Source organism: Vibrio sp. Vb0349 (assembly GCF_033338975.1).
This window is the reverse complement of record NZ_JAWOTS010000003.1, coordinates 260,080-284,844: the sequence shown is the minus strand read 5'-3', so window position 1 is coordinate 284,844 and position 24,765 is coordinate 260,080. Positions and strand designations below refer to the sequence as shown.

The 24,765-nt window shown below is 42.2% G+C and carries 27 protein-coding genes and 1 pseudogene; 19 read left to right on the top strand and 9 right to left on the bottom strand.

The genetic code is table 11. From position 1 onward, the window contains the following. Positions 1-5 precede the first annotated feature (5 nt). Positions 6-881 (bottom strand): universal stress protein, encoded by an 876-nt coding sequence (locus R7Q47_RS06315; RefSeq protein ID WP_053349149.1) that lies wholly within the window; start codon positions 879-881, stop codon positions 6-8. 215 nt (positions 882-1,096) lie between these two features. On the opposite strand from R7Q47_RS06315, the gene R7Q47_RS06310 reads away from it, so the two are divergent. From R7Q47_RS06310 to def, 8 genes are all read left to right on the top strand, one after another. Further along, positions 1,097-2,440 (top strand): magnesium transporter, encoded by a 1,344-nt coding sequence (locus R7Q47_RS06310; RefSeq protein ID WP_033906508.1) that lies wholly within the window; start codon positions 1,097-1,099, stop codon positions 2,438-2,440. Between the two features lie 295 nt (positions 2,441-2,735). Further along, on the top strand, positions 2,736-3,272 hold the full coding sequence (locus R7Q47_RS06305; protein ID WP_318088714.1) for an AAA family ATPase: 537 nt from the start codon (positions 2,736-2,738) through the stop codon (positions 3,270-3,272). Between the two features lie 113 nt (positions 3,273-3,385). Continuing rightward, positions 3,386-4,831, top strand: coding sequence for an AGE family epimerase/isomerase (locus R7Q47_RS06300; protein WP_213886083.1), 1,446 nt, complete (start codon positions 3,386-3,388; stop codon positions 4,829-4,831). A gap of 246 nt (positions 4,832-5,077) precedes the next feature. Beyond that, positions 5,078-5,902 (top strand): hypothetical protein, encoded by an 825-nt coding sequence (locus tag R7Q47_RS06295; RefSeq protein WP_258656207.1) that lies wholly within the window; start codon positions 5,078-5,080, stop codon positions 5,900-5,902. 1 nt (position 5,903) lies between these two features. After that, a complete protein-coding gene (locus R7Q47_RS06290; RefSeq protein ID WP_053349144.1) occupies positions 5,904-6,443 on the top strand; it encodes a tetratricopeptide repeat protein in 540 nt (179 codons plus the stop codon). A gap of 396 nt (positions 6,444-6,839) precedes the next feature. Next, the gene (locus R7Q47_RS06285) at positions 6,840-7,169 is read left to right on the top strand and encodes a YceK/YidQ family lipoprotein (protein WP_053349143.1); all 330 of its coding nucleotides are present in this window, start codon (positions 6,840-6,842) and stop codon (positions 7,167-7,169) included. Between the two features lie 32 nt (positions 7,170-7,201). Next, positions 7,202-7,666 (top strand): ABZJ_00895 family protein, encoded by a 465-nt coding sequence (locus tag R7Q47_RS06280; RefSeq protein WP_017820978.1) that lies wholly within the window; start codon positions 7,202-7,204, stop codon positions 7,664-7,666. 234 nt (positions 7,667-7,900) lie between these two features. Next, positions 7,901-8,407 (top strand): peptide deformylase, encoded by a 507-nt coding sequence (def, locus tag R7Q47_RS06275; protein WP_005388756.1) that lies wholly within the window; start codon positions 7,901-7,903, stop codon positions 8,405-8,407. A 72-nt stretch (positions 8,408-8,479) separates the two neighbouring features. On the opposite strand, the gene R7Q47_RS06270 is transcribed toward def, so the two are convergent. After that, a complete protein-coding gene (locus R7Q47_RS06270) occupies positions 8,480-8,887 on the bottom strand; it encodes a helix-turn-helix domain-containing protein (RefSeq protein WP_031778925.1) in 408 nt (135 codons plus the stop codon). An 84-nt stretch (positions 8,888-8,971) separates the two neighbouring features. On the opposite strand from R7Q47_RS06270, the gene R7Q47_RS06265 reads away from it, so the two are divergent. The 4 genes from R7Q47_RS06265 (at position 8,972) to R7Q47_RS06250 (ending at position 12,615) form a co-directional block, all read left to right on the top strand. Next, positions 8,972-9,475, top strand: coding sequence for a DUF2938 domain-containing protein (locus R7Q47_RS06265; protein ID WP_005376471.1), 504 nt, complete (start codon positions 8,972-8,974; stop codon positions 9,473-9,475). Between the two features lie 226 nt (positions 9,476-9,701). Next, positions 9,702-10,730, top strand: a complete 1,029-nt coding sequence (locus R7Q47_RS06260) for a phospholipase A (RefSeq protein WP_017820977.1) — start codon at positions 9,702-9,704, stop codon at positions 10,728-10,730. 93 nt (positions 10,731-10,823) lie between these two features. Next, positions 10,824-11,282 (top strand): hypothetical protein, encoded by a 459-nt coding sequence (locus R7Q47_RS06255; protein ID WP_005388759.1) that lies wholly within the window; start codon positions 10,824-10,826, stop codon positions 11,280-11,282. Between the two features lie 328 nt (positions 11,283-11,610). Beyond that, positions 11,611-12,615, top strand: coding sequence for a metal-dependent hydrolase (locus R7Q47_RS06250; protein WP_318088710.1), 1,005 nt, complete (start codon positions 11,611-11,613; stop codon positions 12,613-12,615). Positions 12,616-12,655: 40 nt separating this feature from the next. On the opposite strand, the gene R7Q47_RS06245 is transcribed toward R7Q47_RS06250, so the two are convergent. The 4 genes from R7Q47_RS06245 to R7Q47_RS06230 all read right to left on the bottom strand — a co-directional run bounded on the left by R7Q47_RS06245 (position 12,656) and on the right by R7Q47_RS06230 (position 16,820). Then, the gene (locus tag R7Q47_RS06245; protein WP_005376463.1) at positions 12,656-13,048 is read right to left on the bottom strand and encodes a hypothetical protein; all 393 of its coding nucleotides are present in this window, start codon (positions 13,046-13,048) and stop codon (positions 12,656-12,658) included. A 499-nt stretch (positions 13,049-13,547) separates the two neighbouring features. After that, on the bottom strand, positions 13,548-15,308 hold the full coding sequence (locus R7Q47_RS06240) for an ABC transporter ATP-binding protein/permease (protein WP_248486358.1): 1,761 nt from the start codon (positions 15,306-15,308) through the stop codon (positions 13,548-13,550). Positions 15,309-15,425: 117 nt separating this feature from the next. Beyond that, positions 15,426-15,953 (bottom strand): carboxypeptidase-like regulatory domain-containing protein, encoded by a 528-nt coding sequence (locus R7Q47_RS06235; protein WP_248486356.1) that lies wholly within the window; start codon positions 15,951-15,953, stop codon positions 15,426-15,428. A gap of 252 nt (positions 15,954-16,205) precedes the next feature. After that, complete coding sequence (locus R7Q47_RS06230) at positions 16,206-16,820, bottom strand: PolC-type DNA polymerase III (RefSeq protein ID WP_017820974.1); 615 nt, start codon at positions 16,818-16,820, stop codon at positions 16,206-16,208. 355 nt (positions 16,821-17,175) lie between these two features. On the opposite strand from R7Q47_RS06230, the gene R7Q47_RS06225 reads away from it, so the two are divergent. The 4 genes and pseudogenes from R7Q47_RS06225 (at position 17,176) to R7Q47_RS06210 (ending at position 19,467) form a co-directional block, all read left to right on the top strand. Continuing rightward, positions 17,176-18,036: an immunity 49 family protein gene (locus R7Q47_RS06225; protein ID WP_017820973.1), complete on the top strand. Its 861-nt coding sequence runs from the start codon at positions 17,176-17,178 to the stop codon at positions 18,034-18,036. Beyond that, positions 18,037-18,405 (top strand): annotated as a pseudogene (locus R7Q47_RS06220) (threonine aldolase); the annotation flags it as partial. It lies immediately after the preceding gene. Positions 18,406-18,487: 82 nt separating this feature from the next. Then, positions 18,488-18,748, top strand: a complete 261-nt coding sequence (locus R7Q47_RS06215; protein ID WP_005376453.1) for a DUF5062 family protein — start codon at positions 18,488-18,490, stop codon at positions 18,746-18,748. A 224-nt stretch (positions 18,749-18,972) separates the two neighbouring features. Continuing rightward, a complete protein-coding gene (locus R7Q47_RS06210; RefSeq protein WP_213962484.1) occupies positions 18,973-19,467 on the top strand; it encodes a YcxB family protein in 495 nt (164 codons plus the stop codon). Positions 19,468-19,586: 119 nt separating this feature from the next. Here R7Q47_RS06210 and R7Q47_RS06205 read toward each other — a convergent pair whose 3' ends face one another. From R7Q47_RS06205 to R7Q47_RS06195, 3 genes are all read right to left on the bottom strand, one after another. Beyond that, positions 19,587-20,327 carry a helix-turn-helix domain-containing protein gene (locus tag R7Q47_RS06205; RefSeq protein WP_170960428.1) on the bottom strand — a complete coding sequence of 247 codons (741 nt, stop codon included), beginning with the start codon at positions 20,325-20,327 and terminating at the stop codon, positions 19,587-19,589. A 104-nt stretch (positions 20,328-20,431) separates the two neighbouring features. Then, complete coding sequence (locus R7Q47_RS06200) at positions 20,432-20,893, bottom strand: carboxymuconolactone decarboxylase family protein (protein ID WP_005376442.1); 462 nt, start codon at positions 20,891-20,893, stop codon at positions 20,432-20,434. 196 nt (positions 20,894-21,089) lie between these two features. Next, positions 21,090-22,001 carry a DMT family transporter gene (locus R7Q47_RS06195; RefSeq protein WP_154204335.1) on the bottom strand — a complete coding sequence of 304 codons (912 nt, stop codon included), beginning with the start codon at positions 21,999-22,001 and terminating at the stop codon, positions 21,090-21,092. Positions 22,002-22,094: 93 nt separating this feature from the next. On the opposite strand from R7Q47_RS06195, the gene R7Q47_RS06190 reads away from it, so the two are divergent. From R7Q47_RS06190 to R7Q47_RS06180, 3 genes are all read left to right on the top strand, one after another. Then, positions 22,095-23,000, top strand: a complete 906-nt coding sequence (locus R7Q47_RS06190; RefSeq protein WP_005376440.1) for a LysR family transcriptional regulator — start codon at positions 22,095-22,097, stop codon at positions 22,998-23,000. Between the two features lie 266 nt (positions 23,001-23,266). Continuing rightward, a complete protein-coding gene (locus tag R7Q47_RS06185; RefSeq protein WP_239945295.1) occupies positions 23,267-24,094 on the top strand; it encodes an MBL fold metallo-hydrolase in 828 nt (275 codons plus the stop codon). Positions 24,095-24,344: 250 nt separating this feature from the next. Then, positions 24,345-24,746, top strand: a complete 402-nt coding sequence (locus R7Q47_RS06180) for a VOC family protein (protein WP_137282666.1) — start codon at positions 24,345-24,347, stop codon at positions 24,744-24,746. Positions 24,747-24,765 lie beyond the last annotated feature (19 nt).

Sequence of the window (24,765 nt, the reverse complement as noted above, 5' to 3'; positions counted from 1 at the left end):
CCTAGTCAGCCCTTGGAACTGTTGACCAACAGTAGGTCACAAGGTGGTTGATCAAGTAACGTGTCTACAGTGCTGCCAGACCAAAATTGAGATGACATGCTTCGTTTACATGCCCCCATAATCAAAATCGCTGCTTGTGATTGCTTAACTGCTTTTGGTAACGCCGTTTCAGGGTTTCCTTCCGGTAATAGTAATGGAACTCGCGTTAACTTTTGCGCACTAATAAAATCTGTAATGCCTGCTTTTTGATTGCTTAATATCTCTGCACGATAGCGAGAGAGGTATGGTGCGACGTATCGGCAGTAAACGAGCGTCATTTTCCCGCTTAAGGTTTGTTCTAATTTTGAGCCTCGCGAGACGATGGCTTTATCTACTATCGACTTTTCATCCCCTCGATGAAGTGGGTCGATTGCACAAAGCATGTTGGCGTGAGAAGGCCATGACCGCTCACTCAGTAGCAACAAGTCGCAATCTTGTTGTGCTAGTTCTGTGAGCATCGTTTGAATCTCGTGTTTGTTAAAGTGTCCCACGAGCAGTAAGTCAGTGTGGTCAACAAGTCGTTTCGCAACTTGCTCAACCCAATGGCTCCCTTTGAAATGCTCGTAAGAGAGCGTTGGTGTTTCAAGCTCTTCTTCTTCACAAAGTTCGACAATTAATGCGTTGAACTTTAAGGTCCAAGCTTCAAACTCAGCTTGTCTTTTTTTTATATGGTCAGAGTTGAAACTGAGAAAATGAGCGAATGCGTGATCTTCACTTCGGCGATGGTCTTCCACTAAAACCACAATAGGCTGAGCCAACGCTGTCGAAAATTGAATCACTTTGCGAAGCACCTTACGACTTGGTAAGGCGGCCTGCTGAGTCAGAAAAAATACAGGTGCCATTGATTACTCCATTATCAAACAAGGCGAATGAGCCTGACACACATTCAAGTCTATACCATGAACTGATGCAGAGGCGTTTTGTTTCTGCGAGCGAAATATAAATTCCGCAATTAAGTCAACTATCGCCTAGAATTTTAACATCAAGAATTCATGCCTTCGGATAGCACATATCGTCAATGCGGCGAATGTGGTAGTGAAAGCTATAGGTAAAAGTAATGATAGATTCCAACCAATTGCAAATTAACCGCAAAGTGCCACATTTGCTTGCTGAGATCATTAAAGCGATAGAATCGACCGAAGACTTGAGCTTTTTGAAAGACTATCAAGAAGCACAGATTGCGAACATTTTGGAATCGGTCAACATTGCTTACCGTAAGCGTGTCATAGAAGCAGTGCCGCCTGAGAAGTATTGGACGGTATTAAATTTGCTCCGATACGACACCGCCAAGCACATTCATCAATCACTCAATAAAGACTTACAACATGAACGCTTGGCGTACATAACGGATTCAGAACTGATCATCTTTGCGGACTTTCTACCGACCGAATTTGTAGATGAATACCTTATTGATCAAAGTGAAGAGTCTGTCGCGCATATCCAACAAGCATTGTCGTATGAAGACAACAAAGTTGGACGTTATGCCGAGCCTCACTTTCTGGTCGCAAACCCTAAAAACAGCGTAGGAGGCATCAAAACCGAGCTGCTAAAACGTGGGCAAAGTCCAGTGCGGTTGATTATTGTGCGTGATGCAAGTGGTGTGATTGGTACGATAGAGCCGCAAACCCTGTTGCTGCACGAAAATCATATCAAACTTACCGACTTGACCGTAGTTACGCCAATTCTAGAAGATATTCAAACGATTCAAAGCGTCAGCAAACAAGTCTCGATTGATGGTGGAGCACATTGGTTTCCTATCATGGCTGGTGGCAAAATTATGGGCGTCTTGTCGATGGCGACCATCGCGATTACCTTGCGTGAACTCAGCCTACAAGCTGTAGTGGCAGAAAACGTACGAAGCGAAGAAGATTTGTTTACACCATTAAGCGTGGCTACAAGGCTAAGAGCACTTTGGTTGGTGATTAACTTGCTGACCGCTTTCGTAGCCTCCGCCATCATTGGGCTTTTTGATAATGTGGTCGAGCAAGTCGTTGCGCTTGCTATCTTAATGCCCGTTGTGGCGAGTATGGGCGGCATCGCAGGTAGCCAAACCTTAGCGGTGGCCATTCGGGGTATCGCATTGAACCACTTGCACCAAAGTAACTTGAAGCTATTGGTGAATAAGGAATTAAAAATCGCCACCATTAATGGCTTGATCATGGGATTAGTCATCGCGGGTGTCGTCTACATGGTGTTTGACTCTTGGCCATTGGCGCTTATTATCTGTTGTGCAATTTTCCTCAATAGTTTGGCGGCCGCGGCATCGGGGACGTTGATACCATTCACGTTGAAGAAGTTTAACATTGACCCCGCCGTGGCTGGCTCGGTAGTATTGACGACCGTTACCGATGTCGTCGGTTTCTTTGCGTTCTTAGGCTTAGGTGCCATTTTCTTGATATAGAAAGCCAATTGACGCGTTAACCTAATGATCCAATCTCTTCATTTCTCAACTCAATATTTTGGGCAAGTTTGGTTCGCTCAAAATTCCTCCGTTTTTCATAAACGCTGAACACGCCGTTTAAGCTTTCATTTCATCAATATTTTCCACTGCTCATTTCTACCCCAAAACTTTCCACTAACGATCTCGCTTAACGCTGGCGTACCAAATGCCATGCCAATTTCAAACGCCAAATGATGCCAATTTTCTTGGCTGTACACGCATTACTTCACTCAAACAAAAAAATAAGGAAAAGATTTTGAACAAACTCATCGTATTCACTGGTGGCCCCGGTGCAGGAAAAACCTCGGTTATCGAACAACTAAAAACACAAGGCTTTATCTGCGCGCCAGAAACCGGCCGTCAAGTAATACAAACGCAGGTTGCCAATCACGGTTCAGCATTACCTTGGAATGACAAACAAGCTTTTCGAGACGAAATGATGAAGGCAGAAGTGAGTAATTACCGAGCTTTCAATGCCCACCAAGGGGACGTGTTTTTTGATCGCAGTATTGTGGACGTATATGGCTACAGTAAGTTGGAACAACTTCCAATCTCGCATGAGCTCATCACGCATTGCCAGATGCTTCGTTATCATTCTCAAGTATTCCTTTTTCCACCTTGGGCATCGATATTCAGCAACGACGAAGAGCGAAAGCAAGATTTTTCTGAAGCGGTGGCTACGTATCAACAGATGGCCAGCGCTTATCACAAATTTGGTTATCAATTGATCGAAGTGCCCAAAATGTCAGTCGAAGACAGAGTAGCGTTTATTCGCGGCTCAATCATCGAATAAGGCTGAAAGATGATTGATGCAAACAAATGCGTAAGGCGATTGTGACCACGACGACAATATGTGTAAAGGGAGTTATTTATACTGGATAAAATTCAATAACTTAATTGAGTGTTATGTCTTTTAAATATCTTACCTTATTGCTCGCAACGACGAGCATGAGCAGCTTTGCTGATGTAGGCCTGCCTTCGGGGGATGATTGGTTAAACCATGTGACGAATGGCCTAGCCCCATATTGGATGATGGAAAGCGCGCATGGACAACCTGCGGGGAATTTTCCGACTTTTCGTTGTGATAACGGTGTCATTCTCGACCCACAAAAGCCGTGTGAAGAATTAAACAAAGGGTGGATTAGCCCGCACTTCGATCGCGAGTACACCCGCATGAAATCGCGCCAAACTTACGCTTATGGCGTACTTTTTCATCTTACGGGTGACAAGCAAGCATTAGAGCTAGCAAAGAAAGGGGCTTATTACCTGATTGATCATCTACAAGATGAGAAAAACGGCGGGTTTGTGAGCTTTACGCGTAGTGGGAAACCGGGGATGGAGTGGCAACAACGAACTTCTCAAGACCAAGCTTACGCCTTAGTGGGTTTGGCGATGTACTACTACTTGACTCAAGATCCAAAGGTCGAACAAGCGCTTATCGACCAGCAAGCGTTTATATTTAAACAATACCGACGAAGCGATGATCGCGGTCTGGCTTGGGTTTTGAAAGACGGTGATGGGGAAAGTGCGAAGCAGCAAGAGCTAGTCGCTCAACTTGACCAAATTAATGGCTACCTGTTGTTAACGGCGCCACTTTTACCAGAACCAGCGCAAGCCAAGTGGAAACAAGATCTGGAGTGGCTGACGCAAGTGATGCTGGATAACTACCACTCCGACAAAGAGCGGCGCTTTTATGGCGCGATACACCACAAAGCGGTAATGATGCCAGATGCGAAACACAATGATTTTGGACACACCATCAAAGCGTATTGGATGACGTATCTCACTGGTCAGTTGTTGGAGAATTCCAATTGGACAGAGTTTGGTTTCAAAGGAATGAAACACACACTTAAACAAGCGCAATACCAGCAAAACTTTGAGCAAGTCAAAGCGCTTTTCTCACCAGAATGGCAGAGTAAATGGACGCAAGAGAGCATTCCTGCTTGGCAATCAAGACCGCACAAGCATTATAGCTCGTCTTGGGAATGGGCAGAGCTCGATCAAGCGGCGATGACAGTTTCCCTTGTTGATGGTTCGATGAAAGAAACGCTTCAATACACGTTACCCACTTTTATGGATGTATGGGTGGATCATCAATATGGAGGCGTCGGTCTAAGCCCTAAATCAACCAAAGCGTTCCATTGGGGAAATGGTTACCACCAGTTTGAACATGCGTTGGTCGGGTATTTGTACGCGCAACAAATGGCAAAACAGCCTGCCAAGCTTTACTACGCGCGACCAGCAGAGAGCAAAATGCCACTTAATCCGTATTACTTTAGCGCAGAGGTAAAATCGTTGTCGTCACAAAGTGATGGAGTCACCATCGCGACATTCACCAATATTCGACCTTAGGTTGGTCGATGGCGATGTGTTAGTTAAAGTCCGCGTAAAAGCCAAAGCAAAATTGTAGCAGTAATATCAATAAAGACTAACCAACTGGTTAGCCTTTATTTTTAATAATCTTACATGTAATGGTGACAACACATATAGTTAACGAATGTTTATTTGTAATGACCGCTGAGTGTTTCTAACAAATATCCAACTATAAATTAACTTTCATTGATTAGGGTATATCTCACAATTAGGACAACTTAGAGCTTGGAACTTTATGCAATTCAGTTCATAGTGATGGTTTTGAGAGAATCATTATGTATATTTATTTCTATACTAACGCACGAGAGAGATACGCCGTTATCAATAAACTACATTAATTACATGTATCCAGCTGACAAACTATTTAGCTCTTGTGTCGAACTAAGAAGCAAATTAGATAATGAGAAAATTCCCGTTAATACCATAAAAGATACTTCTCTTGCGGGACCATTACGTAAGCTTCCAAATGATATTACAGGTGAGAAAAGGTTACAAAAGCTTAAGGAACAGATAGATCGCAACATGGCGGTTAAGTCTGGTATGTTAACAGTTCGAATGCACTGGAAAAACAAAGCTGTTATTCCTTCACGTAAATTTTCGTCTCTAGCTCCAATACAGTCGTCAACTCTAGCTTCTACTGCAGTGAAAGCAAATAGTGGAAGAGCCATGGCCTTAGGGATGGTATTACAGAAAGGCAGAGCTATGCTTCTTTTTGATATTATCCGACAAAACGTTAGAGTACTAGCTAATCGAGTACACAATGCAAATCTAGAATCATCTGGCTGCATTTTGATTGTTAATGTGAAGTATTTGAAAGTTGAAAGGGAATATGGGAAAGCTCCTCAACTATCTAGAGTTTCATTAGCAAGTATAATTTCTCAAGAAGACAAGTATAACTTTGATTCGAGTGCTTATGTTCGTGGTCAAATTGCCAATATGTGTGAAGCTAGTGCTAAAGCTCCTATCAATACAAAGTTTCAAATTGTAAGCGGTCAGTATGACGATTCATACTCGACAGCAGTCTTGTTTATCAAATGCACATGGGAATAACATGAGAATTGTTAACGTTTTATTAGTAGTGCTCCTTGTTACGGCATGTAACGATACTACGTCAAAGTTTGAGGCAACTAAAACGACAGAAAGCCTCCTAACTAAGACCCGAGAAGCTCCAGAGCAGTTGTACAGCGAAGCAAATAAATTTTATGAACAAGGTGATGTGCAAGGAGCAAAGTCTTTATTGATCAAAGCTATCGAAGTGGATGATGTTCATAGTAAAGAGCTTTTAGGGGTAATCCTTCTGAAAGAGCCAAAAGTCATGGATGTTAAGCGGGGCTTTTCTTTAATCTCAGAGGCTGCTGATGATGGGTTGGCTAGTGCACAATTTTATTTAGGATCATGTTTGTATGATGATGGCTGTGGTTTACTTGAAAATAAGGTGCTTTCAGCCTATTACTTGACGCAAGCGTTAAATAATGGTGAAGGTGGTGCACAAATGCTACTTGGATTTCTAGATGAAGAAATAGGTGACACTGCGATTGATGAAAAAACATATGCGGTAGAGCTGAATCGCTATATAGAACAACTCAATTAATATTGCGGCTTAATGTTTTATAGGGTTTTAATCGAACCTCAAACAGAGAGTGCTGGACTTCTACAAAGCAGTAGAAGCCACAGCGAATCTGCAACAATAATCGAGTGTGTAATAGAAAATAAAAAGCCGTCAGAACCAACTGGTTTTGACGGCTTTTTATTCTATGACAGGTAGAGGCTTCAATTTTCAGCGCGATAGGTCCATGAAAACTTAAGTGAGATTCCAATCACGTCGCATAATCTCACTAGTGCCATTGGAAATAAATGAATTGTTTCTGATACATAGAACGTATTAACATGGTTGCACTAGACCCATATGAGTAAACTTATTGAATATACAATTTGAGAGAGAGGGTTTAGTTTTAAAAAAATAACAGTTAGTTGGAATCTAGGTTAAATGAAAATAAAACTATTTAAAAAGCTACAAGTTGTATTTCTTGTGGTGTCAGCATCTTTAATGGTGGGGTGTTCGTCTATAGATGCGCATGCTGGTGGCGGATACGGAAAGCCGTTTTCAGGCACCGCGTTATCAGTCGCACGACAACCTTGCTATTTAAGAGCTGATATTACTTCTATCGCGTTATACCCACTATCATTGATTGACATTCCTTTGTCGTTAGCAACGGACGTTGTGTTTCTTCCTGTTGATTTAGTCATGGTAGCTACACCAACAACGAGTTATGGCGGTGTTGTTTCTCTAGGTTGTCCAAGCGGAAGCATGATCTAAAACGCTTATTTTATTCAAATAAATGGAAGGAAATGAAAGTGGAATTAAAAAGTAACTATTCAGAATCAGAAATAAACCAGCCACCATCGGTACTTCTTGTTACGTCTCTGTTGTGTCTGGCGTCCGTTTGTTGGGCTGCATTGCTGTTGGCCATTGAATATATTGTTGGGATAGAAATGAGTGGTACAGGCTTTCTTAGCACGTTAATCCCAGCCATGAGTGTTGGTTATTACTTCGGCTACAAGACTGGAGATGTAATGCCATCAAAAACAAGATGGTATGCTGTTTTACTGTGGACTTTAGCAAGTTTGGTAGTGTTCTCTCTTATCTTAATGTCGTTAGATATTTCTCCGTTTTATTTATTATCTGAGCTCGGTGGGGTAAGTATTTTTATTGCTATCATAATGCTAATAACGATTGGCATCGCCTACTTAATTTTAAAAAGTGGTGAGAAAATGGCGATTAGAGTATTACTCAAAGCCAAGGAAAGTCAGTAGATAAAATACAACAAACGATTCAATTAGGATCATGACAAGACGCCAGCCATAATGTGCTGGCGTTTTAGTTTCCTGTTTGTAGGATTTTTTGTCTAAAAGGCAAACCCATTTATTGTGTTGTCGTTTGAGTTAATGGTTTATGCCTTGTGCGCAAGATAGCTTAGCAGGTTTATGTATCGAGAAACGTGTGTATAATTCGCCACGAATTACGATTTATAGATATGAAAGGTAAGTATGGCAGTCCTCGAAATTCTCTCCATTCCAGACCCAAGGCTTAAAGTAAAAGCAGAAAAAGTCACTGATGTATCGACAGTACAAACGCTGATAGACGATATGCTAGAAACACTTTACGCAACGGGCAATGGTATCGGTTTAGCTTCAACCCAAGTAGGCAGAAAAGAGGCGGTTGTTGTCATCGATATCTCTGACGAACGCAATGATCCTTTAATCTTGGTTAACCCAGAAGTGGTGAGCGGAGAAAACAAAGCACTTGGTCAAGAGGGATGCCTTTCTGTTCCTGAGTACTACGCAGATGTAGAGCGTTACACGTCAGTTGTTGTTTCTGCACTAGACCGTGATGGCAACCCGATTACAATCGAGAGCGATGAGTTCTTGGCGATTGTGATGCAGCACGAAATTGATCACCTATCTGGTAACTTGTTCATTGATTACCTTTCACCGTTAAAGCAAAAAATGGCGATGAAAAAAGTGAAGAAGTACGTAAAATCGCAAGCTAAGTAATATGAAAGGAAGTAACTCACAACCGCGAGTTACTTCCTTGTAAATCAAGAATAGGACGGTAGGGAGAGCGGTTTATCTCTGCTTTTGGGGGACATAACGCTTTACGACCTTCATAAGCTTCTGAAATGAAGAACAGTCCATATGTGACTCATGAGGGCAGGTGGCAACATGGTTTAGGCTGTCTCGCACCGCTTTCAAACGTTTTATTTGCTCATCAATCTCAAGTGCCTTTTTCGTTAGTAAGTCACGATCGATATATGGCTTTGAAACTTCTGATTGATTCAACATTTCTGCCATTTCGTTAAGCGATATTCCAGCGATACGCCCCAAACTAATTAAATTGAGTGTATTGAGTACCTCTGGTGAATATTGGCGTCTCAATCCATTCCTTCCTATCGAGCGAATTAACCCCAGCTGTTCGTAGTACCTGAGCGTTGAAGTCGGCAATCCTGATTTTCTAACCACTTCTGCAATATCCATATTATTCCCCATTGACTTCAAGTTGGCTTTAAGTTGTAGCATGCAACTAAGACCTTAACAAATCAAAAACTTGAGGAGAGAAAAATGCTGCTTTTAATGGGATTGCAAGCGGTGCTAATAGGGATTGGTGCCACTTTGATAATGGATTTATGGGCATGGTTACAAAGGAGAGTGTTTGGTATTCCTTCATTAAACTATGCGTTGGTTGCGCGCTGGGTTTTGTACATGCCCCAAGGAAAGCTTATGCATGCGCCAATTATGGCGTCAGAGGCGATGCCGGGAGAAAAGTCACTTGGCTGGTTTTTGCATTATGCCATCGGCGTTACTTTCGCTTTGGCTCACGTTACTGTTTTTGGTCATCATTGGTTGGTAGAGCCCAGTCTAATGCCCAGCTTAATTACAGGCGTGGTAACGTTGATCTTCCCATTTTTGGTCATTCAACCTTGTCTAGGATTTGGTTTTGCTGCGAGTAAAACCCCAACACCTTGGAAAGCCCGTTTTCTTAGCACATTGGCGCATTTGGGTTATGGTTTGGGTTTATTCATAGCCGGGTTTGCAATCAAAGTTACGAGCCAGTATTTTGCATAGATAAAATGAGCATCATGCAAACGAGTGGTTTTTATCTATGATGCTCAACTCTTGGTTGTTTTTTGCGCTTTGATCATAGTTGACCGATATGTCTAAAGTCTGTTGCATTTATCCAAGACGTAAAGTCGGCGGACATTTAACATTGCCTTAACGTCAGAATGGCAAGCGGTTTACCAAGAAAAACTAAAATTATCTGGTTTGACATAAAGAATATTAAGGGTTTCAGATGGCTTCAAAAGTGGCAGGGATATCAATACTGAGTTTATTGGCAGCGCCAGTTGCGATGGGAGAAACAGCCAGTGCTTATGATTTATGTTTGCTAGACAAAATAAAGCAAAGCAAAGGTGAAGAAACCATAAAGAGCATTCGCGCGCAGTGTGAGCTTGACACAGTAACCAGCACAGTGCCCGCTGATCCAGAAATTGAAGAGCCTGAAGAACTTCAGGAAAGTTTGGTCGACAAGCGTTTGGAATCAGAACGAGAAAACGCGTTCGAACCGTTTAGTCTGGTCGCGCATCGCGTTAACTATATTCTTCCGTTTACATACAGTGATCGTGTAAATAAACGCGCGTATGCCGACACCAAATACGGCGATGAACTGCGTAAGGAAGAGGCGGAGTTCCAAATCAGTTTTAAAGTACCAATGAACTATGATGACTTGTTGTTTGATGGCGATGGTCTGTTTTTTGGAATGACTCTTAAATCATTTTGGCAGGTATACACGGGTGCAGCATCTCGTCCATTCCGTGAAACCAATTATCGTCCAGAGCTTTTTTACTACACCCCAACAGACTGGAAACCACTTGATGGTTCGACTTGGTTAGGTTTTGGTATTGAACATGAGTCTAACGGTCAGAGACAGGAGCTATCGCGCAGTTGGAACCGTGTCTATGCCAACTTAACCTTTGCAAAAGACAATTTTGCGGTTTCTATCCAGCCTTGGTGGCGTATACCTGAAGATGAAAAGACATCGCCTAATGATCCCAAAGGTGATGATAACCCGGATATCGAAGACTATATGGGACACTTTGAGCTATCGAGTGCTTACAAGTGGAATGGTTACGAGTTTACCTTTTTAGGTCGCCAGAACTTTCAAACACATAAGGGTTTTGCAGAACTGGGTGTGTCATTTCCGATTTGGGGCAAAGTTCAGGGGTACGCACAATACTCAGCGGGTTATGGTAAGAGCTTGATCGACTATGATCATAATCAGCAGCGGATTGGTGTTGGTATTGCAATCAACGGTGTTTTGTAGTTTTTCGTAGATGGATAGAAATTAACACTGGCAATTGAAATTTCAATATTTAGAATGCGAGGCTGAAATTGATTTCTAACCTAGAGTGATTTTATGCTTCGTGATTACACCTTCGATTGTCTTGTAACTATGCCTCGCCATGAGCTGGAAGAGTTTAGTGCTCGTATGATCAGTAAAATGGTGCCAGAAGACGTGATGAATGAGCTGTTCACTTTTGATCAAGAAGAAGTGGATAGTGAAGACCGCATGTTGTCTGCACGTCTTGATGCAATGCTACGCATGACAGCAATCGCACTGAGTGAAATTCAACAAGCGTTTGATGACTCAGACAACGCAAAGCAAAATAGCGAGCGAATGACGCGATTGGTGCTTTGGCATTTCTACGCGATCTCATTCCGTTTGGAAGAGGCCATCACGCTAGAAACACACTGTGCTCTAGTGGAAAAACTAATCGAAAATGCACCTTCGGATGTTTTTGCGTGGGTAAAAACATTGACGGAGCTGCTGCACACTTACGCTGAAATCAACGCGAAAGAGAATCCTCAAGACTAAACACCTGTCGTTTATCGTTCAGTAAATTAGAAACAAGGCGAGCCATTTGGATCGCCTTGTTTTTTCGCGTCAGATAAACCTTCGGGTTTGAAATACCAAACAAGCCTAGACTCAGATTTGTTCGTTCACTAGCGAACGGCGTGATTCCTTCTTACACTAAATCAAGGTGTTTGTTGCTTAACAAGCAAATGCATGACTAAGTCGTGTATTGTTTTCCACTTAAATGCGGATAATTTATGTCGAAGAACCTTCTGGTTTTTAAATTGGAACCGACTATTGAGCGTGTACGCTTTCCAGCTGAGCTTCATCTATCTAAAGGAAGTGAACGATGGATCCGTTAACGCAAGGTTTATTGGGTGCAACTTTGCCACTGGCCGTGAGCAACAAGCGAAACCTTGCAGTTGTTGGCGTGTTGGGTGTGGTCTCTGGGATGGCTCCGGATTTAGATGTACTCATCCGTTCTTCAACTGATCCTTTGCTGTATTTGGAATACCATCGCCAATTTACTCACTCGCTCTTGTTTATCTCGTTTGGTAGTTTCATTTGTGCTTTGTTGTTGTATCCGTTGTTCGCAAAGAAGCGAGGACTAAGCTTCCGGCAGAGTTGGCTTTACTGTGCGCTTGGTTATAGTACCCATGCGTTATTAGACGCATGCACCAGTTATGGAACACAGCTTCTATGGCCGATAAGCAACACGCGTTATGCTTGGAACACTATTTCGGTAATCGACCCCGCGTTCACACTCCCTATTTCAATATTGCTTTTGTTTGCTGCACTGAAGCGAAGCCCAAACTATGCCCGCATTGCATTTTTATGGTGCCTGGCTTACCTAAGTCTTGGAACGATACAACGAGATAGAGCAGAAGTAGCTGGTTGGGAAATCGTCAAAGAGCGACAACACAACGCTATACAATTAAAAGCCAAACCAAGTTTCAGCAATCTTTTGGTTTGGAAACTAATTTATGAAACGGAAGAGAGCTACTATGTAGATGCCGTAAGGGTGGGGCGTTCAATAAAAATTTACCCTGGCGAATCAACTCCAAAGTTAAATATAAAAGAGCAATTTCCGTGGCTAAACCCGCAATCGCAACAAGCAAGAGACATCGAACGTTTCCGTTGGTTTTCAAACGGTTTTGTAGCGACGGATCCGAATAATGAATTGCGAATTGTTGATATGCGTTATTCCATCGTACCAAACCAAATTAATGCGTTATGGGGCATCAATCTATCCCCAAAAGCCAACGCAGAGGCGCACGTTGAATACACTGCTCATCGAGGAAGTACTGCAGAAGATCGCCAAGTTTTTTTCAACATGCTTACGGATTTTGAGTGATGGTTTTACTTTGGATGTCGATGCGGTGTCGTAATAACCATTACGCAGACTGAAAGTCCTTTACTAGGGTTGGCTTGCTGGCGAAGAAAATTTTGCCAAACAGGGACTTGTACTTCCAGCCAAGAGACAAAAGCCGTTTAGCTAAGTTCTTGTTTTCAATGATTGCAACCTCAACACCTTGGTAGTGGTATGGATTGCTTTTGATGTAGTCGATAAATGCAGTAAGCACGCCTTGCCCGCGAACGGAGGGTGCAAAGTTGACTGCTACAATAGAAAAGCGTTGGCTACCTGCTGGGCAACGGACTAAACAGTGCCCAAGAGGATGAGTAATAGTCTCAGAAAATTCAGGAAAAGGGCGAGACTCAAGCTCTTGAGAAAGCGCATCGTATCGCTGACATAGATAAGAAAATAGTTGTTTCGCTTCGCTGTTCATATCGGTGCCGCTTTTGTGTTGCTTGGTTTAAAGGCATTGATGTCTCAAACATTGTAACCATAGATAGCAACACAAAACGCGGTAAACTTTTTCAGCAATGATTTCCTATTTTTGAAACCTAGATTGTTACAAATGAAGTTGAATGGTTTTTATATGGTGGTTGTGAACGGTGTTTCTAGTTGAAGGAAGAATACGCTGGTTACTGGATTCTTACTGGAATTCCTTTGTTAAAAGGCGAGCTGCTTGGTTTAATGCCGCTCGTTTAACTGCGAGTGGCATCTTTTGTATTTCGTCACCTTGTACAGCGACGATGGGATATGATGTGGGATCTTCTACCCTAGCTTTTCATGGTCTAAATTATCTCATTAACCACTCAGAGCGCTGCTATTAGATTCCTAGTCTCGCAAGGGCTCGCTGGACTGACACAAAAACATCGTTAAACTCCTGTTATTAAATTATTTGGTCCGCCTTTGCTTATTTTTGAGCGCTTAACTAGGCGTTACTCCAAGTGCTTAAATTGCAATGCCACAAGTCGCTGATACAACTCACAGCTTTGCATTAATGATTGGTGGTTACCAACATCGACTAATTCGCCATTGTCGAGCACCGCAATTTTATCCGCATGTTGGATAGTCGAAAGACGATGAGCAATGATCAGCGTTGTGCGTCCTTTCATTAGAGCTTCAAGTGCTTGCTGAACGTGATGTTCACTTTCACTATCAAGGGCGCTGGTAGCTTCGTCTAGCAGTAAGATTTTTGGATCTTTTAGAATCGCGCGAGCAATCGCAATGCGCTGCTTTTGTCCGCCTGATAGCCTAACGCCGCGCTCCCCTAAAAAGCTGTGATAGCCTTCGGGAAGCTTCTCAATAAACTCATGGGCATGGGCTTTTTTCGCGGCTTCGATAACTTGTTGATCCGTCGCTTCAGGATTACCGTAGCGAATATTATGGAAAACATCATGGCTAAACAGCGCTGGTTGTTGTGGTACGAGCGCCATTTGACGTCGAAGCTCGTTTGGATCGAACTGTCGAATATCTTCACCACCAAACAACACTTGCCCTTTTTGCGGATCATAAAAGCGTTGCAGCAGTTCGAATAGTGTTGTTTTACCTGCACCAGAAGGGCCGACCAACGCCAACACTTTTCCTTGTTCAGCAGTTAGATTTAACTCTTTGATAGCTGGTTGATTTGGGCGAGAAGGGTAGTTGAAACTCACTGAATTAAAGTTAACCTCAGCAGGCATGTCGGCACGGACAGGCAAATGGTTGCTTGGCGCTTTAATATCACTGGCTACTTGAAGGATCTCAATCAGCCGTTCGGTAGCACCTGCGGCTCTCTGCAATTCACCCATGACTTCGGAAATGGTTGCAGTCGATGAGGCAACCATAATGGCATAAAACACAAATGCGGCTAGGTCACCCGCAGACATTTTTCCGTGAATCACATCGCTGCCGCCTACCCAAAGCATGCCTGCAATCGCGCTGAACACAATCACAATAACGCCTGATATCAGGATCGCTCGCTGCTTTACTCTCTGTCTGCCTACTTCATAAGCTTTTTCCACCTCGACAGCGAAAGCCGCTCGTTCATGCGACTCTGAGCTAAAACTTTGCACGGTTTTAATATGCTCTATCGCTTCTCCAGCGTAGCTTCCGACATCGGCCATTGAGTCCTGACTTTGGCGAGAGAGCGCACGCACGCGTCGTCCATAAAACAAAATCGGAACCAGAACCAAAGGCACAGAAGCAAGCACAATCAGCGTGAGCTTAACGTTAGTGGCAAACAACATTATGATGGCCCCAAAGCACATCAAAGCGCTACGCATCGCCATCGAGAACGATGAACCAATAATGCTTTGCAGCAATGTGGTATCGGTAGTCAAGCGCGACATAATGTCGCCACTACTGTTGGTCTCAAAATAGCTCGGATGCAGCGTAATCACATGGTTAAACACCGCAAGGCGAATATCCGCACTAACGCGCTCACCTACGGAAGAGACAAGGTAAAAGCGAAAGAAAGTCCCAATGGCAATACACAATGTGACACCGACAATAAACTGAATCGCATTGGTAAGCTCTTGCAATGATTGCTGAGCAAAGCCTTGATCGATAAGAATGCGCACGCCGTAGCCGACGGATAGCGTTAGGCTGGCTGTTGCGATTAGGGCAACTAAGGCAGCAGCAACACGCCATTTATAAGGTGAAACAAAGGTGTTGAGTTTAAGAAGAATGCTGAGATTTTTGTTATTTTTTCTGCTCATGAGTGACTCACAAAGCGTTTTAGGTACCTGGCATAGTAAGCCAGTTTGGTTGGTGAGACCAGCGAACTGCCGCGTTCGGATTAGGAAGTTGAGGAGTTTGATAGAGTAAACATTACTCTATCTGTTTACTTTTAAGTAATCACTTAAGTCACATTGACTACTTACGGAATCCCCATGGGATTGAAATTCAAACTTTCTGATGGGGTTGGTGGCTTCGCAGTTTAAATTAGACATATTTACTCTTTCCTTCATACCGATGACATGATGCCTGAAAATTCCTTTCCAAATAACAACCTTTTGATTGGCAACGGTTGTGGTCACTTCTACACTGCATATTGTTTGAAATAGGCCATCGAAAATACTTAGAACTTTGTTCCTTTTTCTGAAAACAGGATCAAACTTGAATTCCCCATTTGTATTCGTGGTGAAGCTACGTTCGAAAGAACGATTTGCTGACCGAATGTTAAGTACTACATTTGCATTCTTTATGGGAGTATCGTTCTTCGTAATACGTCCTTTTATGCTTGGTGTAAACTCTTGAGCTTCCTTACCAAAAAATAAAAAGCCAACAGCAAAAACAGAAATCAGTACGAGTATGAGTAAAGCTGCAAACTGTTCTAAGAACAGAAAAACATTGTTGATCATAGCTTACAAATCAGTAGTCAGTGAATACACCTCGAATTGTTGCGTATTGTCTCGAGTGACTATAGCGAGTATCTAAATCGGTGAGACATAATTCACGATTTTTTTAGAAGTTTTGGAGGATAGAGTGACCCAAGCGATCTTTGTTTTGAATAAGAAGCACTGCGATATTGACAGATATAACCAATATCGCATGTATATCGAAAATCACTTAAACGTCTAAGAGACTAGAATCAGCTTTTAGTTCGGAGGGTGTTACGCACGGCTTTTGGCGAGTAGCAGGTCGACTTTTCCTTTGGCTGTTTTACTGACCGTTTGCATCAACTGAAAACTTGGTTTTTCGACGCCTGAGTTTTCTATCCCTTCGACCATTAAGAGCCAAAGCTTGGCTGTCATTTGCGCATCGGCTAGTGCACGGTGGAAAACGCCGTCGTTGTCGATATTTTTATAGCGAACAAGTTCACTTAACTTATGTGATGGGGCATCTTGAATGAGCCGTCTTGCCACCAGTAAGGTGCAAGCAAACTCACCCGAATAACCACAGTTGATTCGTTCAAGCTCTGCATCTAAAAATCGTTTATCGAAGGACGCGTTGTGAGCGATAAGGTTCTCGCCAGCAATGAACTCACTAAATGACGCCATTACCTCTTCGCAGCTTGGTGCCGATCGCAACATATTGTTGGTAATGCCGGTGTAGTTCTCAATGAAAGAACTCACTCTGAAACCGGGATTCATGAGTTGCTGAAAACTATCGACAACCTCGCCATTGACTAACTTTACTGCACCAATTTCTATTGCGCGATCACCTAAAGTAGGAGAGAGACCTGTGGTTTCAAAGTCGAGTACGACCACAGAGTTTGCTTGAGGCATAAAATTTCCAGCTGAGTAATATTGCGCAAGAGTATTATCGAAAGCGACAGAAAAAGAAAGGCGAACACAATGGTGAATATCTGTCTATCTTTACTCCACAAAGTCAGTATTCGTCGTCCACTGTTTATGGACAGGTACGTTCTGGCTTACCCATCGCGGCTTGTGCGGTAGCCTTATATTTCAAATGTTTTTCGGCTTTTCGATTCATTTCAATTAAGCATTAACTTTCGACACAACATACTGATTATAAATTGATTTTATAAATCAACTTCGGCATCATTCACGGCTTGATTTTGAGGATGAATATCATCACAGCAAAAAATTAGAACAATTTATAATGCGAGGCTAGGGAACGATGGAAACAATAAAAAATCACTATTTAGATATACCTGAAGAAAGAAAATTGCGTATTTTTCGTGAGGAAGATGAAGATTTTTACAACTTCTGGGAAGAAATGCTTGATGAAAAACAATCTTTTTATCAGCAACCTCTCAAAAGAATGAAAGGCGACGCTTGGTATTCGCTTGATTCATTCTTCACTGCTTCAAAATACGGACAACATCAGGCCTCGCCAGCTTATATAAAAAGAGCGCTTGAGTTACTGAATAACGTGTACTTGCTGGCCAATCATTCAGACAAAGTGGTTGAATTCTCCGTTGGGCACCGACATTTTTCGGAAGTAGGTAACCGTTCTATTGCAGGGGGAACGATGGATGCTTGGTTGGATGAAATCTGTTTAGCGATGGCCGCGAGAGATTGGCGCTGCGTAGAGCTGATGACCATCATGGATGAGTCGTTAGTGCGTTTAAAAGATCCATTCGATGTTGCGCTAGTCGAGTTCGTTAACGGTGTATTTAGCAATTCATCAGCGTTACCAGAGTTATTGCAAACTGTGATGGAGAAATCCTCCCCGCAATACTTAGAATCAACCAGAGTGCCATATGTACACTCTTTGTTTATTCCATTTGTGAATGTGTTTGTTGCCATTATCGATGGCGATGAGGCACATTATCAAGAGGCACTGAGGGATGCGTTAGAGGCGCATTACCAGTTCTACATAAATGAAGATGTTCGCTATTCGCCAAAAGGAAATGTTTCTCTGAAACTGATTGGTCTTGCTGCATTGGCATACGATAAGTATGGCTGGACAATTCCAGAAACCGCATATTTGCCAAAGTGGCTCGTTTACGGTGAGCATGATCTCTGTTCTAAATAAATCATTAGTAGAACACCTTATGTAGTGTCTGCGGCAATGCCGTTCGATGAAAGGTTGGCGCAGCTGCGGGCTCTGTTTGAGCGAACAAAACAAATCTACAAGATCATTGATGAGTTCCCATCTTTGGCGGTAAGACCAACCCAGCCTCAAGCAAATATGTTGCACCTTATCCTGCCATTTAGCTGCGAAGAGTTGAAAGAACTCCAACACACGTTTGCCACGGAAAAGGGCATTTGGTTTGGTAACCCGCAAGTCACGGCACATCCAAATCAATCGATTGTTGAATGGTATATTGGTGACTACCTGCTCAATCTTGGTGATGACGAATTAAGGTCGTTTTTCAATCAGTTACTCGGTAAGAAGGCATAAACTTATCAATATGCGAGCTTACTAACACGCCATACGCGACACTTCATGTATTCTTAATTGAAGCGAAGAAGAGGATTTATAAATGTCAAAAAGCTCCAAGCTTCACAATGAAGACAAACTGGTTAAGAAGGCACTAGAGATTGGTGGGAAGATGGCGAAGCTACAAGGCTTTGACCTTCCTCAGTCACCACAACCTCTAAGAGTAAAAGCGATTTACCTATTCTTGGTTGATGCTAAACAGATCACGCCACTACCGGAAAGCAAGCTAGACGGCGCAAGCATCAAACACCGACTGGCAGTATGGATACACAGTGCGTTGCCAGACAACGACCCTCTAAAGTAGAAAACCTCAACAAGTCACACAGGTTATTAATTAGCAAGGCGAGCCAAATGGTTCGCCTTGTTTGATCTTGGCGAGTGCACCGAGGTCTTTTGGCGTGGCGGTATCATTGATTTACAAAACAGAATCAAAAGGACTAAAGATAAATCCCGAGAAGCGCTACAATGCAGGTGTTCCGAGAGTGCAACCAAGATTACTCATTTACAGAAGCCTTGAAGTAACCATACATGTCTAAAGATTTCGAATTCACTACAGAATACATACTCGACAAACCTTTCTTTGCTGAGTGTTATGATCAAACTAGCCAGCCAACGAAGTTCCCACAAGCGTACCTAAAAGGGATGCTGTTTCTTATCTTTGGTGTGGTTTTATTGGAGTTTGAACTGCTACCTAACGGTTACGTCGGTTGGTTCTTTATCGTATTGAGTGTGATTGAAGCGTGTAGCGTTTACTTCAAAAGAACCTGGTGGCTATGGCGTCAAACCATAAGTTCAAGTCGTGGCAACAAAGTGGTGTTTGAAGTTAATGCAGATGGCGTGCGCTACAGAAGCGGTAAAGTTGACCGCAGCCTCGCTTGGAATGATATCGACCAACTCGAACAAACTGATTTGGGCTTTATCCTTCACCTTGGTAAACAACGCCAATACATCAGCAAATCTTGCTTAAACGAAGAAGTGATCGCGTTTATGGTAGAGCGGCACGCGGCATCAAAAGCGAGCTAACCAACTCACATCAAGCTGGAATGAGCGATCGAAAAAGTAGGTGATATATGATCGAACATTGTAACAAGTATATGGTCGATTCTGAATCAATGGGGTTTGATGTAGAAAGCTAATAAGGTTTAGAGGTTTCTCTTTCGGACATACTGCTTCGGTGTCATGCGCGCAATCTGCTTACACTCTCTAGTCATGTGTGCTTGATCGGAAAAACCTTGCTCCAGCGCCAACTCCGATAAAGTAAGATCGGGTTGCGCTCGGAGTTGCTCTAAAGTGTGCTTCACTCGTTTAATGCGTTGGTAATGTTTAGGAGTAATCCCCAACCATTTCTGAAAATTGCGCTCTCTCTGGCGCTGACTGATGGTCCCTGTAGGTTGGTCAATAATGTGGCCGACATACTGCGGTTCATATTCCTCAATCAGTGTTTGAACCCAGCGATATAACGTAGAAATCCTTGCATATGGCGAACGCGCTGTTTGCAGAGACTCAAATGTTGCTAGCGCAGAAGAAGCCAAAGGGTGGTCGTCTTGAATCCGCAATAGCTGTTCTAGACGTTTACCAAATAGTTGATAACCAACAGCAGGATGAAAGCGTACGCCAGTCATCACCGCGCCTGGCGGTAGGCAGACCTGATGTGCGAGAATGCTTATAGGCAGTAGGACAACCCCCGGCGTTTGCCACTCACCATCCATTTGTACTTCATTCTGTAAAATGAATACCACACCTGTACCAGCATCACTGAGTAATTGTTTACGTACGGTTTGCGTCGTATCAGGTTTGACGGATGCTGACCAAATGGCTTGAACATAGCCAGCTAAAGCCTTTTGAGGTTTTAAAATATCAAATTCTAAGTTCAAATGAATCATCCTATTTAACCTCAACTTAAATGAGAAAGTGATACACATGTACTTTTCATCATATAAAGTTGAGGCATAAGCAGTGGCTTACAAGTAAGAACCGTCAAATAGAATTATCGAGGTTTATAGACTCCAACCTTTGGCTTAAATGCCTTAACTATTCGGTTCCAACTATTGATCGCGTTGATCGCAATTGTTAGGTTGACCATAGCTTCTTCTCCAAAGGTATTCAAGGTCAGCTGATAGGTATCATCATCTACTGGTAGGCCAGCAGTTAGTAATTCAGCCCAGCCAAGCGCAACGTGTTCTGCATCGCTGTAGAATGGCATATCTTTCCATGCACTAAGCCCCCATATGCGTTCCGGCTTTTCACCTAACTTAAGCGCATCTTTACTATGCATGTCGATACAAAATGCACATTGATTGATTTGCGATATGCGTAACTTAACCAGTTCCCATATGATCATGTTCATAGTTTCTGATTGGCTAAATTGTTCATGGAAGTAAGCTTCCTGAGCGTATAGGATTTCTATTGCTTTTGGCGCTACTTCAATATAGTTGAGTCGTTTTTTCATGGTCATTCTCCTCTGTTTTTTACATAGTAAAAAACGCTCTTAGCAAAAGATTGAAGATTTTCGACATGCACTCAATAAAATTAGATAAAAGAGTGAACGACGAAAGCGAAAAGTGTACCTATTGGAAACCAAGAAAACTTATGCCAATTAACAAAGTATTGCTCTAAATAATGCGACTTAAGGTTGGCGTCTATTTTTACTCCACCACCTTCCGTAAACGAGCAAAAGGTGCTGAGTTACCTATATACACACCAGCCGCAACGATAAAGACGCCTAAAACATTTTCCCATTGAGCCTGCTCACCAGAAATGAACGAAATCAGTAGAGTGAATACCGGCATAATATTAAATAATGGAGACATCTTATCTGGACCAAGAACGATAGCGCCTTTCATCCAAAAGTAATAAGCAATCAAAGTTCCAAACAGGCTCATGTAAGCTATTAATGCTAGGTCTTTAAATGTTATGGCATTTAAGCTACGGCTAAAGTCGCCGTGGTACATCGCTATAGCGACCATTTGAATGGCACCAATACTTAACACCCAACGTAACTGCTGAGTTACTGGGATATGAGATGTTAAACGCTTCGCTAGAATTGTGTATAAACACCCACTAATTAAAGCAAATAACATGTATAGATCACCAATATTACTATTGCTGCTAATAGAATGAATATTTCCCCCTGTAATGACGATTACCACTCCACAAAAACTGATTAGTGCACCTAAAAGAGTTTTAACCGAAATGGAAGTTTTGAGAATAAAGCCCGACAACAAGATAGTGACAAGTGGTAGGTTTGCCTGAACAACCGCTGCGTTAACTGGGGTAGTAAATCTCATTGCAGAGAAAATAGAGAAGTTTTGGATAGTTACACCCACGGTTGCTATAACAAACAACGACAACATACTTTTTCGTGTGAGTTTGGCTCCATATGGAGAGCGTTTAGTACCTCTTATCAGTAAGAGTATTAAAGCTGCAACGGAAAATCGTAACGTCGCTGAATCCAAAGGAGAGACATCGCTATTAATAGCCTTTATTACGTTAAAGTTACTAGACCAAAAAAAGATAGCGACAACAACACCGCACCAAATTGATAAATGCTTAGACATAGATCTTCCTGATAAAAATTAACTTGACGCGATAATGCTATATATTTCATATTTGATTTTTAATAGCCAAATTTAAGAGGGTTAATCCCAAATATGGAACGTCACTCTTTGGATGATCTTTTGTTATTCGTTTCTGTTGCTCGCTATCAAAGCCTAACACAAGCATCTGAGCGTCTTAATGTCCCGTTAGCCACGCTAAGCCGGAAGTTAAAAAGGCTGGAAACAAACTTAAATTGCAGACTATTTAACCGCAGTGCACACCACTTTGCGTTAACAACTGATGGCGAAAAATATTATCAACTCTGTGAGCCGTTACTTCTTAGCTTAAATAATGTGACATCGAGAATTGCGACTGAGCGTCAGTCTTTAAGCGGAACGATCAAAATATCAGCGCCAATTAACATGACACAGATGTGGTTAAAGCGGTGCGTTTATGAATTTGCAGAGCAACATCCGAAGATATGTATCGATTTAGATGTACAGAATGAAAAAATCAATCTTGTATCTAACCGTGTCGATGTTAGTTTTCGTCTTGGTGATCTTATTGAACAAGACTGGATTGCTCAGAAATTATGGTCGATTCCATTTGCGCTTTGTGCATCACGAAGCTATTTAGAACAACACCAACCGATTACCCATCCAGAACAACTTGTTCATCATCGCCTAATTACGGTAAACAACGACAGCCAATGGAAATTAGTTAATCAAATCACCAATGAAACATTTGATCATCCGCTAAAGTTTCAATTCACTTCAAATGATGTACTGCTAGTTAGAGACGCCGTCATCCATGGTTTAGGAATTGCGTGGATTCCAACCTATTACTTTCATGAGCTAAATCATGATCAACATAACCTGCTGCCTTTGTTGCCAGAATGGCAATGCTCGGGTAAAGAAGTATTCATTATGTATCGAGACCGCGATAAAAGGCCTGCAAGAGTTGATGCATTTATTGAACATGTCTTAAATTGGAAAAATCGCATTCAAATGTTTGCTTGAAAGAGGTTTATCACATTGTGCTGTGCCGGTAACCTCAATTGAAGCTTCATGACTCTGCTTCAATTGAGTTCATTTATTTAACCTCTAAAAGAATCATGAATACATAGGCAGTTAATGGGATTCGAGTTTACAAGTGATTCGGTCAGCTAAAACTAAAGCTAAGTAGAAAGTATTTGCAGTTGTATTTGCGTCTGAAAATCGTTTAGAGCTTTCTCATCCGCGAGGTTCTATAAGAAATTATTAAGGATATATTTGTGTGTGATTTCGTGAAAAAAATTGTTGTAGGTTTACTTTTAAGTGCTTCGTCTTTTGCTTCTTTAAGTCAATATGTTCCAGCAATGAATGATAAGAACGGTTATGTAGAACCATTTCAAATGTTTGATAATGTCTATTATATAGGAGACAAGTGGGTCTCATCATATGCCATTGCTACAGACGACGGACTGGTTATCATTGATACGCTTGATTTCCCTTACTCTGAGTGGATACCTATCAACCTAGAAAAGCTAGGGCTAAAAGATAAGCCAATAACGCACATATTGGTAACTCATGGGCATTCTGACCACGTTGGAGGCGCCCAGTTACTTCAAGAGAAGTATGGTTCCAAAGTCGTGATGACCAAAAGCGCTCATGAACTATCTATACAGCAATCAAACAAAAGCGAAGGTGAGAACAAGTTCCTTCCTCCAAATTTAGACATAGAGATAAAAAGCGATAGCTCTATGGCTATTGGTGGACATGAGTTTAAGTTCTATCTCACACCTGGCCACACGGAAGGTGATTATTCCTTAGACTTCACTGTTGAAGATAATGGCGAACAATATCGTGCTTTTATCGTTGGTGGGCATAGCGTAAGTAGCAATGATCCAGAAGTTATTGGCCAGTTCCTGACTAGCATGGAGAAAATTAGAAAAATTTCACTACAGGCACCTATTGTGAACGTTAACCTTTCGAACCATCCACATAAAAATTTCCTTTTTGAAAATAGGAAGAAGCTCGGCACAAGCGGTAACCCGTTTATCAGTGAGGCAAACTTCTTCATGTTCCTTAAGCAACAAGAAGATTTAGCTAAGGGAAAACTAGAAGAACTATAATACCGTGGTATACGAGCAGCCTTCGTTATTAGGTTAGAGGTTTGCTCTTGAGTTATAGCTAAGGCTTTGATGAGTTGCTCAATCAAGATTCGACACTTGTGGTAGCTATATTGTTTGTAGGTTCTAGTGGCAAAGGCGCTGTGCGTAAACATTCGTATTGTGTGCCTTAAACATTTGCAAGGCGTTACGTGCTTTCTAGAAAAGTCTCAAAATAGCGTACAATTAGCGTTTTGACACAGCGGAAATCATCATGGCCAAAACTGTTCAGCAGCAAATCGGAAACATTGCTCTAGTCGTTGAAAATTACGACGATGCTATCGAATTCTATACTCGAAAACTTCAATTCACTCTGGTTGAAGATACCAACCTAGGTGGTGGTAAACGCTGGGTTCAAGTTTCTCCTCCAAACTCCAATGGTACAAACCTACTTTTAGCTCAAGCGAGTACACCGGAGCAAACGCATGCAGTAGGAAATCAAACAGGTGGCCGTGTTTTCCTGTTTCTGCAAACTAATGATTTTTGGCGTGACTACGAGTTGATGAAGAAAAATGGTGTTGTATTTAATGAAGAGCCTCGTGTGGAAGAATACGGGACAGTGGTGGTGTTCCAAGATCTCTATGGTAATAAATGGGACTTACTGCAACTGAACTAGAAACTACATAGCACCTGCA

What these genes read in the sequence shown, in the direction of transcription:
- R7Q47_RS06240 (WP_248486358.1), bottom strand. Translation starts at nt 15,308, where the DNA reads ATGAGCAGAAAAAATAACAAAAATCTCAGCATTCTTCTTAAACTCAAC.
- R7Q47_RS06230 (WP_017820974.1), bottom strand. Translation starts at nt 16,820, where the DNA reads ATGCCTCAAGCAAACTCTGTGGTCGTACTCGACTTTGAAACCACAGGT.
- R7Q47_RS06225 (WP_017820973.1), top strand. Translation starts at nt 17,176, where the DNA reads ATGGAAACAATAAAAAATCACTATTTAGATATACCTGAAGAAAGAAAA.
- R7Q47_RS06315 (WP_053349149.1), bottom strand. Translation starts at nt 881, where the DNA reads ATGGCACCTGTATTTTTTCTGACTCAGCAGGCCGCCTTACCAAGTCGT.
- R7Q47_RS06280 (WP_017820978.1), top strand. Translation starts at nt 7,202, where the DNA reads ATGAAAGTGGAATTAAAAAGTAACTATTCAGAATCAGAAATAAACCAG.
- R7Q47_RS06255 (WP_005388759.1), top strand. Translation starts at nt 10,824, where the DNA reads ATGCTTCGTGATTACACCTTCGATTGTCTTGTAACTATGCCTCGCCAT.
- R7Q47_RS06215 (WP_005376453.1), top strand. Translation starts at nt 18,488, where the DNA reads ATGTCAAAAAGCTCCAAGCTTCACAATGAAGACAAACTGGTTAAGAAG.
- R7Q47_RS06300 (WP_213886083.1), top strand. Translation starts at nt 3,386, where the DNA reads ATGTCTTTTAAATATCTTACCTTATTGCTCGCAACGACGAGCATGAGC.
- R7Q47_RS06200 (WP_005376442.1), bottom strand. Translation starts at nt 20,893, where the DNA reads ATGAAAAAACGACTCAACTATATTGAAGTAGCGCCAAAAGCAATAGAA.
- def (WP_005388756.1), top strand. Translation starts at nt 7,901, where the DNA reads ATGGCAGTCCTCGAAATTCTCTCCATTCCAGACCCAAGGCTTAAAGTA.
- R7Q47_RS06190 (WP_005376440.1), top strand. Translation starts at nt 22,095, where the DNA reads ATGGAACGTCACTCTTTGGATGATCTTTTGTTATTCGTTTCTGTTGCT.
- R7Q47_RS06265 (WP_005376471.1), top strand. Translation starts at nt 8,972, where the DNA reads ATGCTGCTTTTAATGGGATTGCAAGCGGTGCTAATAGGGATTGGTGCC.
- R7Q47_RS06180 (WP_137282666.1), top strand. Translation starts at nt 24,345, where the DNA reads ATGGCCAAAACTGTTCAGCAGCAAATCGGAAACATTGCTCTAGTCGTT.
- R7Q47_RS06285 (WP_053349143.1), top strand. Translation starts at nt 6,840, where the DNA reads ATGAAAATAAAACTATTTAAAAAGCTACAAGTTGTATTTCTTGTGGTG.
- R7Q47_RS06245 (WP_005376463.1), bottom strand. Translation starts at nt 13,048, where the DNA reads ATGAACAGCGAAGCGAAACAACTATTTTCTTATCTATGTCAGCGATAC.
- R7Q47_RS06270 (WP_031778925.1), bottom strand. Translation starts at nt 8,887, where the DNA reads ATGGATATTGCAGAAGTGGTTAGAAAATCAGGATTGCCGACTTCAACG.
- R7Q47_RS06250 (WP_318088710.1), top strand. Translation starts at nt 11,611, where the DNA reads ATGGATCCGTTAACGCAAGGTTTATTGGGTGCAACTTTGCCACTGGCC.
- R7Q47_RS06195 (WP_154204335.1), bottom strand. Translation starts at nt 22,001, where the DNA reads ATGTCTAAGCATTTATCAATTTGGTGCGGTGTTGTTGTCGCTATCTTT.
- R7Q47_RS06205 (WP_170960428.1), bottom strand. Translation starts at nt 20,327, where the DNA reads ATGATTCATTTGAACTTAGAATTTGATATTTTAAAACCTCAAAAGGCT.
- R7Q47_RS06260 (WP_017820977.1), top strand. Translation starts at nt 9,702, where the DNA reads ATGGCTTCAAAAGTGGCAGGGATATCAATACTGAGTTTATTGGCAGCG.
- R7Q47_RS06235 (WP_248486356.1), bottom strand. Translation starts at nt 15,953, where the DNA reads ATGATCAACAATGTTTTTCTGTTCTTAGAACAGTTTGCAGCTTTACTC.
- R7Q47_RS06290 (WP_053349144.1), top strand. Translation starts at nt 5,904, where the DNA reads ATGAGAATTGTTAACGTTTTATTAGTAGTGCTCCTTGTTACGGCATGT.
- R7Q47_RS06210 (WP_213962484.1), top strand. Translation starts at nt 18,973, where the DNA reads ATGTCTAAAGATTTCGAATTCACTACAGAATACATACTCGACAAACCT.
- R7Q47_RS06310 (WP_033906508.1), top strand. Translation starts at nt 1,097, where the DNA reads ATGATAGATTCCAACCAATTGCAAATTAACCGCAAAGTGCCACATTTG.